The sequence below is a fragment of the Flavobacterium chungangense LMG 26729 genome, from assembly GCF_000735715.2.
Taxonomy (GTDB): Bacteria; Bacteroidota; Bacteroidia; order Flavobacteriales; family Flavobacteriaceae; genus Flavobacterium; species Flavobacterium chungangense.
The window spans coordinates 650,072-666,484 of record NZ_JASY01000001.1 but is presented as its reverse complement, the minus strand read 5'-3'; the positions used below and the strand labels follow the sequence as shown (position 1 = coordinate 666,484).

The following is a 16,413-nucleotide window of genomic DNA, read 5'->3' as shown; positions in this document are numbered from 1 at the left end:
CTTCGTTTGTAACGGAAAGCGGGACGATGCTTACTAGAAAAGCCTAATCGTTCTGCTTCAAAAATGAATAATCAAATTCAGTTACAAACTAATCGTATAAAAAGCCAAAACAATTACATGAAAACCAAACAAATAACGTTTAAATTATAATTTCTGAATTATTTACGATAGTCGGTTAAAAAAACTATTTTTGGTTTCTGTTAAAAAAGATTGAAATGCATAAAAATCAACACCTAATATACTCCATCATATTTTTATTTTTCTTTGGATGGAATATCAGTTCACAGGAGAAACACAAACATCCTAAAAATGAATTTAGAGGTGTCTGGATTGCAACTGTTGTAAATATTGACTGGCCCAAAACGGCGATTGATAACGTTGAAAAAGAAAAAGCAGATTATATCGGAATTTTAGAGGCTTACAAAAAACTGAATTACAATGCCGTAATTGTTCAGATTAGAAGTGTCGGTGATGCTTTTTACCCTTCAGAACTAGCGCCATGGTCAAGGTTTTTAACAGGCAAGGAAGGTCAGGCTCCCAATCCGTATTACGATGCTTTGGCCTGGATGATTGAGGAAGCGCACGAAAGAGGTTTTGAATTTCATGCCTGGATGAATCCGTACCGTGCGACTTTCGATTTAAACAAACAGCAATTAAGTCCAGAGCACGATATTTTTAAACACCCGGAATGGATGATTGAATATGGAGGAAAACTATACTATGATCCTGCATTGCCCGAAGTTCAGTCGCATTTAACCAAAGTGGTGAAAGAAGTTGTCGATAAATACGACATCGACGCCATTCACTTTGATGATTATTTTTATCCATACGCCGTTCCTGGAAAAGTGTTTAACGACACAGCATCCTACAAAAAATACGGAAGCGGTTTATCGCTTGCCGACTGGCGTCGTGCCAATGTGAGCAATTTTGTGCACACGATTTCTACCACTATAAAAGCCAGCAAACCGTGGGTTCAGTTTGGAGTCAGTCCGTTTGGGGTTTGGCGAAATAAATCGGTAGATCCAAAAGGTTCCGAGACACAGTCAACTTCAAATTACGACGATTTATATGCCGATCCCGTTTTATGGATGGACCAAAAATGGATTGATTACATTCTGCCACAACTCTATTGGAGCATGAATAATCGTGTTGCCAATTACTCCAAATTAGTAAAATGGTGGTCTGAGAATTCAAATAATACAGCCATTTACATTGGTCACGCATCCTATAAGATTAGAGGTGACAGTGATAAAAGCTGGAATTTCATGTCAGAAATCCCGAATCAGATCGATTATTTGAGAAATTTCAAAAACGTAAGTGGAAGCGCTTATTTCAGTGCTAAATGGTTCATGGACAAAAACTTTGATATTGTTCGCCATTTAGAAGAAAACCAATACCAGTATCCGGCTCTTCCATCGGCAGTTCCAAATTTAAAACGTGTTATTATTGATACACCAATTGTAAATGAGTACGGAAAAGACAGCCTGCGTTATTCGTTCAATGTCAAATATCCTTATAATACAAAAGTGAGGTACATGGTGGTGTACGGAGCAGAACATATTTCGAAAATAGACATTAATGATGCCAGACAAATCGTTGATAAGGTAGTGGTATGCCAAAACACAGGAACAATTTCATTTTCGGTTCCAGCCGAAAAAATGAATCAGTATAAAGCTTGTGCTGTGACATTTATTGACTATTTTGCAAACGAAAGTACACCCACTATTATCGACTTAAAAAAGACATTTAAAATCTATTCCCCAGCACAACCTGATGAAAACAGATAACACTCCCTGGTCTTGGATCCCACTTCTTAATTTCGCTTCCGGATTGCCTTATGCCGTCATCATTTCGGTTTCGGTAATTATGTACAAAAATTTAGGGATTTCCAATGAAGATATTGGTGTTTACACCAGTTTATTGTATTTGCCATGGGTTATAAAACCGCTTTGGAGTCCTTTTATAGAATTGAACGGAACCAAAAGAAAATGGTTTTTATCAATGCAGTTACTCATTTCTATTGCATTTTTACTGGTTGGCTTTACGATTCCGACAAACGGATTTTTCATGATGAGTTTAGCAATATTTTGGGTGGCGGCTTTTGCTTCGGCTTCGAATGATATTGCCAGTGACGGATTTTATTTATTGGCATTAAAAAAAGAACAGCAATCTTTTTTCCTCGGCATCAGAAGTACTTTTTACCGACTTGCAATGCTTTCAGGAAATGGTTTAATCGTTTTGTTTGCAGGTTATCTGGAGCATAAATATGGTGATAATACCAAAGCCTGGTCTTATACGATGATTGCAGTAGGTTTGTTAATGACATTTATTACACTTTATAATTTCGTTTTTACACCAAAAACCGAAATAAATGTTGTTGAAAATAATAAAGACCACCATTTAAGCTTCGGTACTGTATTTGTGACTTTTTTTAAGAAAAAACAAATTGGTCTGGTTCTGGCATTTATTTTAGTTTTTAGATTAGGAGAATCGCAATTACTAAAAATGTTAAGTCCATTCTTGTTAGACAAGAAAGAATTGGGCGGTATGGCTCTGGACACTGAGGCTGTAGGTATTATTTATGGAACTTTAGGAATTCTGGCCTTAACGATTGGTGGCATTTTAGGTGGCATTGCAATTTCTAAACATGGCCTTACCAAATGGATGTTTCCTATGTTTCTGGCAATGCACCTGCCTATCCTTGGATTTATTGGATTAGCTCATTTTCAACCTGAAGAACTTTTTCACCTTCACATAAACTTATATTTTTTCGAAATAAATTCCAACCTTAATCTCTACACTTGCCTTGTTGTAATTTTAGAACAGTTTGGATATGGTTTTGGGTTTACAGGATTTATGATGTATCTGATTCATGTTGCTGAAGGAGAATCAAAAACAGCACATTATGCACTGGCAACCGGTTTTATGGCTATGGGAATGATGCTGCCGGGAATGTTAAGTGGCTATATTCAACAATATTTAGGTTATCAAAACTTCTTTATCTGGGTTTTGATAGCAACAATTCCAGGTCTTATTTTATCACGTTTTTTAATTTTCCCGAAGGATTTCGGAAAAAAATCAGAAGAAGTTTAACCCCAAATCAAACTTTTACCTATGGAAATCAATGAAAATTTGCAGGCCGAACGCAATCTGAAAGGAAGTGAGTTCGAAAAATCCGGAAATCTTGACAAAGCAATTGAGCTCTATGAAGAAAATGTTACCGAAGGTTTTAAAGGAAATCATCCTTATGATCGATTGGCTACAATTTACAAAAACCAACTCGATCTGGACAACGAAATTCGGGTTTTAGAAAAAGCAATTATTGTGTACGAAGAAATCACAATCGAAGATCGGTTAGAAGGGCTTCCAAAACTTTTCCGTTTTAAAAACCGACTGGAAAAAGCAATTGAAACTAAAAAACAATTGGCTAAGCAAAAAAAAGCTAAACTGAAATAAAATATTTTTTTTAAACACATAGAAACATAGTTTTTTTTGTGTGAAAGAATAAAAAAGAGAAAGTCAATTTCTCAACACATAGCTATTTGTATTTTAATAAAGTGAAACGCCTTTTCCAATACCTAAATACTATGTGTTAGAAAATCAAACGATACTGATTAAAATATTTTAAATCATGAGTAATATAAAACGAACCAATTCAGACGATATCGATTTTATAAATCTGGTTGCTTTATTAGATCAGGATTTAGCAATTAGAGATGGCGAAGATCATGCTTTTTATAATCAGTATAATAAAACCGATAAAATAAAACACACAATCGTTTATTACGAGGACGGAATTCCGGTTGGCTGTGGTGCTTTTCGCGAAAAAGAAAAAGACAAAACCGAAATAAAACGAATGTACGTTCATCCTGATTTTCGAAAAAAAGGAATTGCTTCAAAAGTTTTAGCCGAATTAGAAATCTGGGCTAAAGAACTTGGCTACACCTACACCATTCTCGAAACCGGAAGGAATCAGCCGGAAGCCATCAACTTATATCAAAAATTAAATTATACCATAATTCCCAATTATCCGCCTTACGAAAAAATGGATAATAGTGTCTGCATGAAAAAGACTTTATAATAATGAAAATGACAGCCGAAGCATTACGACAAAGAATAGGACAATTTTTCTTTCCAGCAGTATTCATCAACGATACCGAAGAAAATATTCAGAAAACAGAGCGTCTTATTAAAGACTTTAATATTGGCGGACTGACTTTTTTCCATAGTCGCGCGAGCGCTGCAACGAATTACGAAAGCAAGCAAAAAATTGTTTTTAATGACGACAGTTACGAAAAAATCAAAGCGCTGATTGTTCGTTATCAAAAAGCAGCTTCTACCCCACTTTTAATTAGTATTGATGCAGAATGGGGTCTGGCAATGCGTATCGAAAAAACACCGCAATATCCATACGCAATCACACTTGGTGCTCTGCCTGAAAACAATTCAAATCTGATTTATGAAGTCGGAAAACAAATCGGATTGGATTTAAAAGCAGCCGGAATTCATTATAATTTATCGCCTTTGGCTGATATTAATAATAATCCTAATAATCCGGTTATTGGATACCGCTCTTTTGGTGAAAATAAAGAAAAAGTTGCCAATTTTGCGGTTGAATATTTAAAAGGAATGTCCGAGGTTGGCATTTTAGGCTGTCTAAAACACTTTCCCGGACACGGAAATACTAACGTGGATTCACACTTGGGATTACCAGTTTTAAAAGAAACTCTTGAAGAATTACTGGAAAACGAATTATATCCTTTCATAAAAGGAATCGAAAATAATGTCGATTCGATAATGATTGGACATTTAGCTGTTCCGAGTTTAAATGACGGAAAAGATACTTCAGCAACTTTATCAAAAGCGGTAATTCAGGATCTTTTGCGTGATAAATTAGGTTATGATGGTTTGGTAATTTCTGATGCGTTAAACATGCACAGTGTTTCTAAATTGTATGAAACTAAAGGTCAATTAGAATGGGAAGCCTTCAACGCCGGAAACGATGTTTTATGCTTCGCCGAAAATGTTCCGGAAGGAATTGAAGCCATCTTTAAAAATGCTTCGCCGGACCGTATTTTCGAAAGCTATGAAAGAATCAGAAAAGCCAAAGAAAAAGTAGGATTGTTTTCGAATGAAACTTTTGCTTCTGGTGAATTGAATTTCGAAAATACTTCTAAATTAAATCTTGAAATCGCTCAGAATTGCATCACAAAAATCATAGACAACGGAATTTCAGATTTAGCCGTTAAAGCTTGTAAAAACAACACATTAGCCAAGATTAGTTTATATAAAAACACTGAAAACACATTTTTAAAAACTTTAAATACAACATTACCTTCACCGGAATTTGCTTTTGAAAGTTTAGAGGATTCGGATATATCTTCAATAAAAAATCAATTAGAAAATTTCGAAACCATCATCATTTCATTATTTGTTCCAAAGGCTAAACCCTTGAATAATTTCGAAGTAAATAATGAAGTTTTCGAATTGCTTTCAAATTTATTGGAAACCAAAAAATGCATTGTTTACGTTTTCGGAAATCCGTACGTTTTACCCCTTATTCCGAATCTTAAAAAAGCTTCAGGGTTAATTCAGGCGTATCAGGATTTTGAAGAGTTTCAAAAAACAGCTGGAATTAAATTTTTAGAAAAAAATAGTTTTAATGGTATTTTACCCGTAAATATTGATATTCAGTAAATTACATTCTTAAATAGTCAAAATTTATCAACTTATAAATTTTTATAATCACATCTTATTGTAACTACTTATACTTATGTCCTACTTTTGCACCAGAAATAAATTTTAATTTAAAACGAAAAATATGTCTTTAGTAGGAAAAAAATTCCCAAGTATTGCAGTAGATGCTATCTCAGAAATGGGTGATAACTTAAAAATCAACATCTTTGAAGAAGCAGTAAACAACAACAAAAAAGTACTATTGTTCTGGTATCCAAAAGATTTTACTTTTGTATGTCCAACTGAATTACACGCCTTTCAAGCTGCATTGCCAGAATTCGAAAAAAGAAATACTATCGTAATTGGAGCTTCTTGCGACACAAACGAAGTACACTTTGCGTGGTTAAACACTCCAAAAAACAACGGTGGAATCGAAGGTGTTACTTACCCAATCTTAGCAGATACTAACCGTAACTTAGCTAATATTTTAGGAATTCTTGACATCGAATCTACAAGCTACAGTGAAGATACTGATTCAGTAATCGTTGAAGGTTCAAATGTAACTTACAGAGCTACTTACCTAATTGACGAGACTGGAAAAATCTTCCACGAAAGTGTAAACGATATGCCATTAGGACGTAACGTAAACGAATACTTAAGAATGGTTGACGCTTACACACACATCCAGACTAAAGGTGAAGTTTGTCCTGCAAACTGGGAAGCTGGTAAAGAAGCTATGTCTGCTGACAGAGTTAGTACTGCTGAATACTTAAGCGCAAACTAAGAAATAAAATTTCCAAATTTTTAAAATTCCAAATTCCAATTGGGATTTGGAATTTTTCTCTTAAAAATCAATAATATTTTCAAAATTTAGATTTTTCTAAGTTCAATCGAAAGATTTGGAATTTGGAATTTATAAACTTGGAATTTAAATACATAAACTATGTTAATCGACTTAAATGAAGATACGTTAGCAGATTTAGTTGCTAAAAACGAAAAAGTAGTAGTACAATATTCAGCTTCATGGTGTGGAAATTGCCGTATTATGAAACCAAAATTCAAAAAATTAGCAACAGAAAATGAAGCTATCACTTTTGTTTTGGTTGATGCAGAAAATGCTCCTGAATCAAGAAAATTAGCCAACGTAAGCAACCTGCCTACATTTGCAACTTTCGTAAACGGACAATTAGTTGGCGAAACGCAGACTAACAAACAAGAAGTTTTAATTGATCTTGTAAACGCAATTGCCTAAATAGATTTTAGATTTTTAGACTGTTAGATTTTTCGAATCTTTATCTAAAAATCCAATCATCCAACAATCTAACAATCAACAAAATGAAATTACCCGTAATCAAGCATTTAACACAATTTATCGAGGAAAACGATCAGGATTATATCATTGAAACAATCGAAGTTCTGGAAGCGATGACTGAAATTCCTTCACTTAAAGATGAAGAATTAGACGTAATCGGCGAATTGATTTCGAATATGTACGGCGCTCTTGAAGTACAAAAATTGGTTGCGCAGGGAACAGATAAAAAAGAAGCTTTAAATACGTTCATGAAACGTGTTTTAGGTTCGATCGACAAATAGTCAGCCACTTAAAAAACAAAAAACAACTGAAGAAGCGTTTCTGAATTAAGAAGCGCTTTTTTTATGAATTAAATTATAGTTTGGGCGAGCCATAAACGGCTAATAAAACCTTTTAAATATTCACAAAAGTAATCACATGCATAGCCATTGCAAGAAAACGAGCAACCACACTCGCATGACGCAAAAATAGATTTACTCTGCATGAGATTGCTTCGCTGCTCGTAATGATAAATTCAAAGACAATTGATTGTCTTAAGACTCCCCTAATTGTTCTTACTAGCAACAACAAATACTTTTACATTCAAATATTAATCCTTACTTTTGAACCTCATTAATTTTAAACAAAAATCATGGCATCTATCACATTAGGAGGAAATCCGGTTCATACATCAGGCGAATTGCCGGCAGTTGGTTCACAATTAGCTGACTTCAGTTTAGTACAAAACGATCTATCAGTTGCATCTTTAAGCAATTTTGCTGGTAAAAAATTAGTTTTAAACATCTTCCCAAGTGTTGATACAGGTACTTGTGCAACATCTGTCAGAACTTTTAATGCAAGTGCGAGCGAATTAGAAAATACAATTGTTTTATGTATTTCAAGAGATTTACCTTTCGCTCAAAAACGTTTTTGTGGTGCTGAAGGTTTAGAAAATGTAGTAAATTTATCTGATTTTCAGGATGGTTCTTTTGGAAAAACAAATGGTTTAGATATCATTGACGGACCATTAAAAGGTTTACTTTCAAGAGCAATCATCGTAGTTGACGCAGACGGAAAAGTGGTACATACAGAACAAGTTGCTGAAATTGCTAACGAACCAAATTACGAAGCAGCTTTAGCAGCATTATAATCCCATTAAATGGAATTTCAAAAAGACAATACTTTTGTTAAAGGCCGACTTAAAAGCGTGACATACGCTTTTAAGGGAGCTGTTAAACTAATAAGTACCGAACACAGCGTTATGGTACAATTTTCTCTTGGAATACTACTGACTATTGCCGGTTTTTATTTTGACATTTCTCATGAAGAATGGCTTTTTCAAATCTTTGCAATTGGTCTTGTATTAAGTGTGGAAGGATTAAATACGGCTGTTGAAAAAATCGCCGATTTTATTCATCCTGATTACAGTAAACGAATCGGATTTATTAAAGATATTGCTGCAGGAGCAGTATTTTTTGCCGCAATGACAGCAATAGTAATAGGCTTGATTATTTATATACCAAAATTTATATAGGCAAATAGGATATACTCAAGAATGGCAAAAACAACTAAAAAAGAAACTACAGACAAAAAAAACGAACCAAAAGCTGACTCTAAAAGATCCTGGAAACTATCCAAACAACAGAAATTTGTTTTAGGCTGCCTTTTGGTATTATTTTCTATTGCATTATTAGTCGCATTTATTTCTTTTTATGTCAACGGACAATGGCAGACTGATCAAAGTGCAGTCAGCCAGCTTGATGACCGATCTGAAGAAGTGCAAAACTGGCTGGGAAAATTCGGAGCTTATCTCGCTGACCTTATTGTTTACAGAGGTTTCGGCTTAGCTTCTTTTATAGTGGTTCGTCTACTTTTCTTAACCGGATTATTTCTGGCATTAGAAATGTCTACCAAAAGGCTGAAAAGCATTTGGTTTTGGGATTTATTTGCCATTATCATTGTTTCTGTATTGTTTGGATTCTTTGCTACTTCAGCACCTGAATTAGGGGGAACAATTGGATACGAACTCAATTTATTTCTTCAAGATTACATCGGAAAAACAGGAACTTTACTTACACTGCTTTTTGGATTAATTGTCTATCTGATTTTTAAAATCAAAGTATCTCCTGAAAAAATTCAGTCCTATTTTGATTCTGCTAAAAATGAATTAAAATCTGAGCTGGATTCTATAAAAAAACCGCAACAGCATCAGGAACCTGAAAGCGCCTATAACCTGGAAGAGTTTGCTATTGAGGAAGAAGACCCGGAATTAGATAATATACATTTAAAGAAAGATGATACGAAGTTTGAAATCAACAAAGAGGCTTTAAAACCGACTATTACAAATTCATCAGAAATTGATTTAAATCCAATTTTAAAGCCGGTTGAAATGAATATAAATCCGGCAACAGAAGCACCGGTTCATCATAACGAAGAATTTGTTATTGAAAAAGCCGAAGAAGAAGATATTATAGAGGAAAACCTTGCTTCAAGACTAGTTGCTGATTTCGGATTATTTGACCCAACTTTGGATTTATCAAATTATAAATTTCCGACAATCGATTTATTAAAAGAATACTCGACCGGAGGAATTACAATCAATCAGGAAGAATTAGAAGAAAATAAAAACAAAATTGTAGATACACTTCGTAACTACAAAATAGAAATTGCACAGATAAAAGCAACCGTTGGACCATCGGTAACTTTATATGAAATTGTACCCGAAGCCGGAATCAGAATCTCTAAAATAAAGAGTCTAGAAGACGATATTGCCTTGTCACTTTCTGCATTAGGAATTCGTATTATTGCACCAATTCCCGGAAAAGGAACTATTGGTATTGAAGTTCCAAATAAGACTCCTACTATGGTTTCTATGAAAAGTGTTATTGGATCTGCTAAATTTCAGGAAGCTGAAATGGAACTTCCAATTGCTCTGGGTAAAACGATTTCAAACGAAACTTTTGTTGTGGATTTAGCCAAAATGCCCCACCTTTTGATGGCAGGTGCTACTGGACAAGGAAAATCTGTTGGATTGAATGCGGTTTTAACTTCCCTCCTATACAAAAAACATCCGGCAGAAGTAAAATTCGTTCTGGTCGATCCGAAAAAAGTCGAACTTACACTTTTCAATAAAATTGAAAGACATTATTTAGCCAAACTACCGGATACGGAAGATGCTATTATTACTGATAATGCAAAAGTTGTCAACACCTTAAATTCGCTTTGTACCGAAATGGACAACCGTTATTCTTTATTAAAAGATGCAATGGTTCGTAATATTAAGGAGTACAACGAAAAATTCAAATCCCGAAAATTAAATCCGGAAGCCGGCCACCGATTTTTACCTTACATTGTTTTGGTGGTTGACGAGTTCGCCGATTTAATTATGACTGCAGGTAAAGAAGTCGAAATTCCTATCGCCCGTCTGGCTCAGTTAGCGCGTGCGATTGGTATTCATTTAATTATTGCCACACAAAGACCTTCGGTAAACGTTATTACCGGTTTGATTAAAGCCAATTTCCCTGCGAGAATTGCCTTTAGGGTAACTTCTAAAATTGATTCCAGAACAATTTTAGATACACAAGGAGCCGATCAGCTAATTGGTCGTGGAGATTTATTATATACAAATGGTAACGATGTGGTGCGTGTTCAGTGTGCTTTCATTGACACTCCTGAAGTCGAAAAAATCACAGATTTTATTGGCTCACAAAAAGCGTATGCCACAGCTTATTTGCTTCCGGAGTTTGTTGGGGAGGAAACTGGCATCAATCTTGATATGGATATTTCTGAAAGAGATACTTTATTTAGAGAAGCCGCAGAGATTATTGTCAATGCACAACAAGGTTCAGCTTCATTATTGCAAAGGAAATTAAAATTAGGCTACAACAGAGCTGGTCGTTTGATTGATCAATTGGAAGCAGCCGGAATTGTTGGCCCTTTTGAAGGCAGTAAAGCCCGAAACGTAAATATCCTAGATTTAAGTGCTCTTGATCAATTTTTTAATAATGAACAAAATTAACCCCATCATGAAAATGAAAATTCAGGAAATCACAAACAATTCTATCATGAAAATGAGTAAAAAATGCCTGCAAATGGCAATTTTATTGCTTTTAAGCTTTACTTCTGTTCAGGCTCAGGATAAAAAAGCCAAAGATTTATTGAACCAGGTAACCGCAAAAATAAAAAGCTACAACAATATTTCTATTGATTTTAAATACTCTTTAAACAACGCCAAAGAAAACATTAATCAGGATAGTAAAGGAAATGTAATTATGAAAGGCAATCAATATGTATTGAATTTCATGGGTGTTACTAAAATATTTGACGGACAAAAGACATACACCATTGTTCCTGAGGACGAAGAAGTTACTATTTCTAAAGTAAATGAAAAGGATGATAATGCGATCACACCTTCAAAAATGCTTACTTTTTTCAATTCCGGTTATAAATACAACATGGATATTGTTCAAAATGTAAAAGGAAGAAAAATCCAATATATCAAACTAGTACCAACTAGCGGAAAAGATCAGCGAAAAGAAATCCTTTTAGGGATTGATGTGCAGACCAAACACATTTATAATTTGATTGAAACAGGAAAAAATGGTACAAAAACCACTTTAACCGTTAATTCTTTTAAAACCAATCAGCCTTTATCAAAAAATCAATTTACCTTTGTGGCGAGTAAATACCCAAAATACTACATCAATAAATTAGATTAATTACAAGGTTGAAAATTTTAGACAAATACTTACTAAAAACATTCCTGATTACATTTACTACGGTATTTGTAATCCTTTTTTTTATATTCATACTTCAAACGGTCTGGCTTTTTATTTCTGAATTAGCCGGTAAAGATTTGGATTTGATCTTAGTTGTAAAGTTCCTGCTTTTCTCAATGCCAAGGATTATACCGCTTGTTTTGCCTTTATCGGTTTTATTGGCTTCAATAATGACTTTCGGTAATTTGGCTGAAAATTACGAGTTTGCAGCCATGAAATCTTCGGGTATTTCCCTTCAGAGAGCCATGAGAGTTCTCATTATTTTTATCTTATTATTAAGTATTGTTGCCTTTTGGTTTTCTAACAATGTAATCCCTTTTGCCGAATATAAATTTGTTAATTTCAGAAAAAACATCGCTCAGGCCAAACCTGCAATGGCAATAGCAGAAGGGCAATTTAACGATGTTGGCTTCTATAATATTAAGGTAAATAAAAAATCCGGAGAAAACGGAAATATTTTAACAGGTGTTACCATTCATGAAAAACCTTCAAATATGGGGGAAAACAAAACGGTTATAAAGGCCAAGAATGGAGAATTAATAAGCAGCGAGAAATCCAGTATCCTTAAATTAGTGCTTAATGACGGCTATTATTATCAGGATGTTACTCCAAAAAAATATGAAGACAGGGCGAAATTACCTTTTGTAAAAGGAGCTTTTAAAAAGCAAATTATTAATATAGACCTATCAGAATTAAACAAAACAGATACTGAAAACGAAAACATCAACAGCACCAGCAGTATGCTAAATGTTAATGAATTGCGTTACACATTGGATTCATTAAATAAAAACAGAGACAATGAAGTTGTTTCCTTTACTGAAAACATAAACCAGCGTGTAGGCTTATCAAAATTTGTTGCAGTTATAAAAGAAAATAAGAAAAAAAAGTCATTACCCAACAACCTTTTGTCACTTTACGATACTAAACAAAAAAAGGCGATTTTAGATATGGCAAGCAGTAATATGACCAGCACTATTTATTCTATAGAATCGACTCAAAAGGAATTAAAAGACAAACAACGTGACATCAATAAGCACCTAACGGCACTTTACGAAAAATTTGTTATTGCGTTTGCCTGTTTTCTAATGTTTTTTATCGGTGCACCCTTAGGAGCTATTATTAGAAAAGGAGGACTTGGCTTACCTATTGTATTTGCGGTTTTAATATTTATTACTTTTCATTTCATCAATACTTTTGGAAAAAGATTATCACAAGAAGGCGGAATGACTCCGTTTCTGGGAGCCTGGATGTCTTCGATTATATTATCTCCACTAGCAATTTTATTAACCTATCGTGCTACAAACGACAATGGCTTAGTCAATTTTGATGCCATAACAACTCCTGTTCAACAACTATTTCAGAAAATTTCCGAGAGGTTTTTTCCTTCTCAAAACCCAAAATAATTATGTCAACAAAAATACAACTCAATACCATTGAAGAAGCTATAGAAGATATTCGTCAAGGTAAAGTCATCATTGTAGTCGATGATGAGGATCGCGAAAACGAAGGAGATTTCCTCGCTGCAGCCGAAAAAACTACCCCTGAAATGATCAACTTTATGGCGACTCACGGCCGTGGCTTAATTTGTACGCCTCTTACTGAAAGCCGCTGTAAGGAGCTTGACCTGAGACCAATGGTAACCAATAATACAGATCACATGGAAACTGCTTTTACCGTTTCTATTGATTTAAAAGGAAATGGAGTTACAACCGGAATTTCTGCCGCTGACAGGGCAAAAACAGTTTTATCATTAGTAGACCCAAATACCAAACCGCATGAATTAGCCCGCCCGGGTCATATTTTTCCTTTGGTTGCCAAACAAGGAGGTGTATTACGAAGAACAGGGCATACAGAGGCCGCTATAGATTTTGCAAGATTAGCCGGTTTTAAATCGGCTGGGGTTATTTGTGAAATCTTAAATGAAGACGGAACGATGGCACGTTTGCCACAATTGGTTGAAGTTGCCAAAAAATTCAATTTGAAATTAGTTTCGATAGAAGATTTGGTTGCCTACAGAATGCAACACGACAGTCTGATCGTTAAAAAAGAAGATTTTGATATCGAAACCCGTTTTGGCACTTTCAGATTAAGAGCTTACGAGCAAACCACCAACAAACAAATACATATTGCACTAACCAAAGGAACATGGAATTTAGGAGAATCAATCTTAACCCGAATCCATTCTTCTCAGGTTAATAATGACTTATTGGGTACTCTAACCAATAATGTCGATCAGCAATTGGATGATATGTTTAAGATCATCAATGAAGACGGTAAAGGTGCGGTTATTTTTATCAATCAGGATATGACTGCTGTGAATCTTTTAAACAGAATCTCTGAGTTGAAAGCCTTACAGGCAGCAGGAACCATGAAAGCCCCTAAAGTGGTGATAGATACTAAAGACTATGGTATCGGTGCCCAAATTTTACATGATCTTGATATTTCAAAAATTAAACTGGTTTCTAATACCCAGCAAACCAAACGCGTTGGAATGATTGGTTACGGATTGGAGATTACTGAATATGTGAACTATTAATATGGGGACAATAGAAGAAAGAATCATAAAATCAGAAACACATATTTTCAAAGCTGTTTTTCCTAGTACCACCAATCATTACGACACTTTATTTGGAGGCACGGCGCTTCACCTTATGGATGAAGTAGCTTTTATCTGTGCGACACGATTCAGCCGAAAGAAGGTGGTGACTATTTCTACAGGCCAAATTGATTTTAAAAAAGCAATTCCGGCCGGAACTTTAATCGAATTAGTTGCAAAAGTGGATAGTGTTGGAAGAACAAGCTGTAAAATTCATGTTGATATTTTCATGGAGCAAATGTATTCAGAACTTCGCGAAACGGTAGTTTCAGGAACTTTTTCGTTTGTTGCCGTAGATGAAAACAAAAAACCAACGCCGATTTTAGACGATTTAGAATAATTTTTAAAAAATTACACTTTCGTAAACACTGATAATTAGACACTTGAAAATCTATCAAAAAAAGTTCTAAAAAAGTTTCCAAAACCGAAAAAGCGTCTTATATTTGCACTCGCAATCAGTAAATGATGGCAACATACTGGAGAAATGGCAGAGCGGTCGAATGCGGCAGTCTTGAAAACTGTTGACTGTAACAGGTCCGGGGGTTCGAATCCCTCTTTCTCCGCCAGTAGAAGTTTCAAAAGAAACTTTAAAAGTCAAAAGCCTTTAAACACTAGTGTTTAAAGGCTTTTTCGTTTTCTGTACTTTTTCAAAAACACCTATTATAGCTAAGAAGTAAAACATGACCCTAAAAAAGTCATGTTTTTTTTATACTTAAAACTTATTATTTGTCTTTCCTGTTTACCATCACTATTATCTGAACTGGCTACTCTTAAAAACAGCATTATGACAGCCTCGAAACTGTTCCTGATTATCCAATTATGCAACGCACTACATGCTCTATTTTAAGACCTGTATATTCGCAAAATTCCTGAATTGAAACTAATTGATGATCTTCTTTTTTAAGATGCTTTTTGATCTTCAATAAATACAATCTCGCCTGCGCATATTCTTTGCCCATAATGCACTGTACATCTTTAGGATAAATACAAACCCTTGTACCTTTTGTTATCACGTTTCGTTTTTAATACACTATTCATACACTATCCATGCCTTTGCTATACTTTAACCATACCTCTTGTGCCGTTCTGTCCCGTCCTAAAATAACTATACAGATTATTAAATAAATCCTATTATAGTTATACAAATATAATTCTTAATCCTAAACTTACTATACAACTGTTTTTTCATAGTTAAATTTTTTATTATAATTCTTCCATCTCTTCTTTAAGTTCTCTGATTGTAGATGAGCTTGATTTGGAGTTAGATAATCACAGCTAGAATGTGGTCTAATTTCATTATAAACTTTAATACTTTTCTTTATTTGATTATAGGTTTGTTCAAAACCCAACTGGCTACCATGAAGATTGAACTCAGTCTTGATGATTCCGTTTACGCGTTCCGCCAAAGCATTTTCATAAGGATCCCCATTTTCAGTCATGCTGATTCCAATAGCATTTTTATGCAACAGATTCACATACTGGTGAGAGCAATATTGAGAACCTCTATCTGAATGGTGAATAATTGGTTCATGATACATCCTATTCTTTAAAGCCATTTCTAATGCTTCAATACATCCTTCTGCCATCAGGTCATTACGAAAACAATATCCTATAATCTTTCGGGAATAAGCATCGGTAATTAAACTTAAATAACCCCATTGGTTTATTAGTCTTATATAAGTGATATCACTTACCCAAACCTGTTCAGGCCTTATTACAGGCATGTCCCTTATTAAATTGCTGTACTTACGCATCCAATGTCTTGAGTCGGTTGTGACTGCCTTCCTTTTACGTTGTCTCACCAATAATTTATGCTCTGAAAGCAAATCAAAAAGATAATCCCTGCCTATTTTTATCTTGTGTGATTCCAATGAGGATTGTAGAAGATAGTGCAGTTTGCGGGTGCCAATCCTTGGCAGATCATTACGCACTGCAATGACTTGCTGAAGAATTACATCTTCCCTGACCAGGCTATTTTCTTTTCGCCATAAAGCATCATAGTACGCATGTCTTGTTTTGCCAAACAGTCTGCATAACACACCTATCCCTAATCTGGGATAGTCATGTTTCAT

Annotated in this window: 17 protein-coding genes and 1 tRNA gene; 16 read left to right on the top strand and 2 right to left on the bottom strand. The window is 34.7% G+C overall.

The window, feature by feature from the left end; translation table 11 throughout:
* Nucleotides 1-215 precede the first annotated feature (215 nt).
* From JE46_RS02530 to JE46_RS02455, 16 genes are all read left to right on the top strand, one after another.
* Nucleotides 216-1,787, top strand: coding sequence for a glycoside hydrolase family 10 protein (locus tag JE46_RS02530; protein WP_031453687.1), 1,572 nt, complete (start codon nucleotides 216-218; stop codon nucleotides 1,785-1,787).
* Nucleotides 1,774-3,093, top strand: coding sequence for an MFS transporter (locus JE46_RS02525; RefSeq protein WP_031453686.1), 1,320 nt, complete (start codon nucleotides 1,774-1,776; stop codon nucleotides 3,091-3,093). The genes JE46_RS02530 and JE46_RS02525 overlap by 14 nt, the downstream gene beginning before the upstream one ends.
* A 21-nt stretch (nucleotides 3,094-3,114) precedes the next feature.
* Nucleotides 3,115-3,456, top strand: a complete 342-nt coding sequence (locus JE46_RS02520; protein WP_031453685.1) for a tetratricopeptide repeat protein — start codon at nucleotides 3,115-3,117, stop codon at nucleotides 3,454-3,456.
* A 175-nt stretch (nucleotides 3,457-3,631) separates the two neighbouring features.
* Nucleotides 3,632-4,081: a GNAT family N-acetyltransferase gene (locus tag JE46_RS02515; RefSeq protein ID WP_031453684.1), complete on the top strand. Its 450-nt coding sequence runs from the start codon at nucleotides 3,632-3,634 to the stop codon at nucleotides 4,079-4,081.
* A gap of 2 nt (nucleotides 4,082-4,083) precedes the next feature.
* A complete protein-coding gene (locus tag JE46_RS02510) occupies nucleotides 4,084-5,697 on the top strand; it encodes a glycoside hydrolase family 3 protein (RefSeq protein WP_031453683.1) in 1,614 nt (537 codons plus the stop codon).
* Between the two features lie 124 nt (nucleotides 5,698-5,821).
* Nucleotides 5,822-6,460, top strand: coding sequence for a peroxiredoxin (locus JE46_RS02505; protein ID WP_031453682.1), 639 nt, complete (start codon nucleotides 5,822-5,824; stop codon nucleotides 6,458-6,460).
* Between the two features lie 159 nt (nucleotides 6,461-6,619).
* A complete protein-coding gene (locus JE46_RS02500; protein WP_031453681.1) occupies nucleotides 6,620-6,928 on the top strand; it encodes a thioredoxin family protein in 309 nt (102 codons plus the stop codon).
* An 83-nt stretch (nucleotides 6,929-7,011) separates the two neighbouring features.
* Nucleotides 7,012-7,269 carry a DUF6952 family protein gene (locus JE46_RS02495; protein ID WP_008462029.1) on the top strand — a complete coding sequence of 86 codons (258 nt, stop codon included), beginning with the start codon at nucleotides 7,012-7,014 and terminating at the stop codon, nucleotides 7,267-7,269.
* Nucleotides 7,270-7,619: 350 nt separating this feature from the next.
* Nucleotides 7,620-8,117, top strand: a complete 498-nt coding sequence (gene tpx, locus JE46_RS02490) for a thiol peroxidase (RefSeq protein WP_031453680.1) — start codon at nucleotides 7,620-7,622, stop codon at nucleotides 8,115-8,117.
* 9 nt (nucleotides 8,118-8,126) lie between these two features.
* Nucleotides 8,127-8,501: a diacylglycerol kinase gene (locus tag JE46_RS02485; protein ID WP_031453679.1), complete on the top strand. Its 375-nt coding sequence runs from the start codon at nucleotides 8,127-8,129 to the stop codon at nucleotides 8,499-8,501.
* Between the two features lie 21 nt (nucleotides 8,502-8,522).
* The gene (locus JE46_RS02480; protein WP_031453678.1) at nucleotides 8,523-10,985 is read left to right on the top strand and encodes a DNA translocase FtsK; all 2,463 of its coding nucleotides are present in this window, start codon (nucleotides 8,523-8,525) and stop codon (nucleotides 10,983-10,985) included.
* 7 nt (nucleotides 10,986-10,992) lie between these two features.
* Complete coding sequence (locus JE46_RS02475) at nucleotides 10,993-11,685, top strand: LolA family protein (RefSeq protein ID WP_051872813.1); 693 nt, start codon at nucleotides 10,993-10,995, stop codon at nucleotides 11,683-11,685.
* Between the two features lie 8 nt (nucleotides 11,686-11,693).
* Nucleotides 11,694-13,148 carry an LptF/LptG family permease gene (locus tag JE46_RS02470; protein ID WP_031453676.1) on the top strand — a complete coding sequence of 485 codons (1,455 nt, stop codon included), beginning with the start codon at nucleotides 11,694-11,696 and terminating at the stop codon, nucleotides 13,146-13,148.
* 2 nt (nucleotides 13,149-13,150) lie between these two features.
* Entirely contained in the window at nucleotides 13,151-14,281 is a 1,131-nt protein-coding gene (gene ribB / locus JE46_RS02465; protein ID WP_031453675.1) for a 3,4-dihydroxy-2-butanone-4-phosphate synthase, read from the top strand.
* Nucleotide 14,282: 1 nt separating this feature from the next.
* Nucleotides 14,283-14,681 (top strand): acyl-CoA thioesterase, encoded by a 399-nt coding sequence (locus JE46_RS02460; RefSeq protein WP_031453674.1) that lies wholly within the window; start codon nucleotides 14,283-14,285, stop codon nucleotides 14,679-14,681.
* A gap of 138 nt (nucleotides 14,682-14,819) precedes the next feature.
* Nucleotides 14,820-14,907: transfer RNA gene (locus JE46_RS02455), tRNA-Ser, on the top strand.
* 243 nt (nucleotides 14,908-15,150) lie between these two features.
* On the opposite strand, the gene JE46_RS02450 is transcribed toward JE46_RS02455, so the two are convergent.
* On the bottom strand, nucleotides 15,151-15,354 hold the full coding sequence (locus JE46_RS02450; RefSeq protein ID WP_031453673.1) for a hypothetical protein: 204 nt from the start codon (nucleotides 15,352-15,354) through the stop codon (nucleotides 15,151-15,153).
* 156 nt (nucleotides 15,355-15,510) lie between these two features.
* Nucleotides 15,511-16,413, bottom strand: a complete 903-nt coding sequence (locus JE46_RS02445; RefSeq protein ID WP_031453672.1) for an IS3 family transposase — start codon at nucleotides 16,411-16,413, stop codon at nucleotides 15,511-15,513.

What these genes read in the sequence shown, in the direction of transcription:
- JE46_RS02445 (WP_031453672.1), bottom strand. Translation starts at nt 16,413, where the DNA reads ATGAAACATGACTATCCCAGATTAGGGATAGGTGTGTTATGCAGACTG.
- JE46_RS02510 (WP_031453683.1), top strand. Translation starts at nt 4,084, where the DNA reads ATGAAAATGACAGCCGAAGCATTACGACAAAGAATAGGACAATTTTTC.
- JE46_RS02500 (WP_031453681.1), top strand. Translation starts at nt 6,620, where the DNA reads ATGTTAATCGACTTAAATGAAGATACGTTAGCAGATTTAGTTGCTAAA.
- JE46_RS02505 (WP_031453682.1), top strand. Translation starts at nt 5,822, where the DNA reads ATGTCTTTAGTAGGAAAAAAATTCCCAAGTATTGCAGTAGATGCTATC.
- JE46_RS02515 (WP_031453684.1), top strand. Translation starts at nt 3,632, where the DNA reads ATGAGTAATATAAAACGAACCAATTCAGACGATATCGATTTTATAAAT.
- JE46_RS02525 (WP_031453686.1), top strand. Translation starts at nt 1,774, where the DNA reads ATGAAAACAGATAACACTCCCTGGTCTTGGATCCCACTTCTTAATTTC.
- JE46_RS02475 (WP_051872813.1), top strand. Translation starts at nt 10,993, where the DNA reads ATGAAAATGAAAATTCAGGAAATCACAAACAATTCTATCATGAAAATG.
- JE46_RS02480 (WP_031453678.1), top strand. Translation starts at nt 8,523, where the DNA reads ATGGCAAAAACAACTAAAAAAGAAACTACAGACAAAAAAAACGAACCA.
- JE46_RS02485 (WP_031453679.1), top strand. Translation starts at nt 8,127, where the DNA reads ATGGAATTTCAAAAAGACAATACTTTTGTTAAAGGCCGACTTAAAAGC.
- JE46_RS02495 (WP_008462029.1), top strand. Translation starts at nt 7,012, where the DNA reads ATGAAATTACCCGTAATCAAGCATTTAACACAATTTATCGAGGAAAAC.
- JE46_RS02520 (WP_031453685.1), top strand. Translation starts at nt 3,115, where the DNA reads ATGGAAATCAATGAAAATTTGCAGGCCGAACGCAATCTGAAAGGAAGT.
- JE46_RS02460 (WP_031453674.1), top strand. Translation starts at nt 14,283, where the DNA reads ATGGGGACAATAGAAGAAAGAATCATAAAATCAGAAACACATATTTTC.
- tpx (WP_031453680.1), top strand. Translation starts at nt 7,620, where the DNA reads ATGGCATCTATCACATTAGGAGGAAATCCGGTTCATACATCAGGCGAA.
- JE46_RS02530 (WP_031453687.1), top strand. Translation starts at nt 216, where the DNA reads ATGCATAAAAATCAACACCTAATATACTCCATCATATTTTTATTTTTC.
- ribB (WP_031453675.1), top strand. Translation starts at nt 13,151, where the DNA reads ATGTCAACAAAAATACAACTCAATACCATTGAAGAAGCTATAGAAGAT.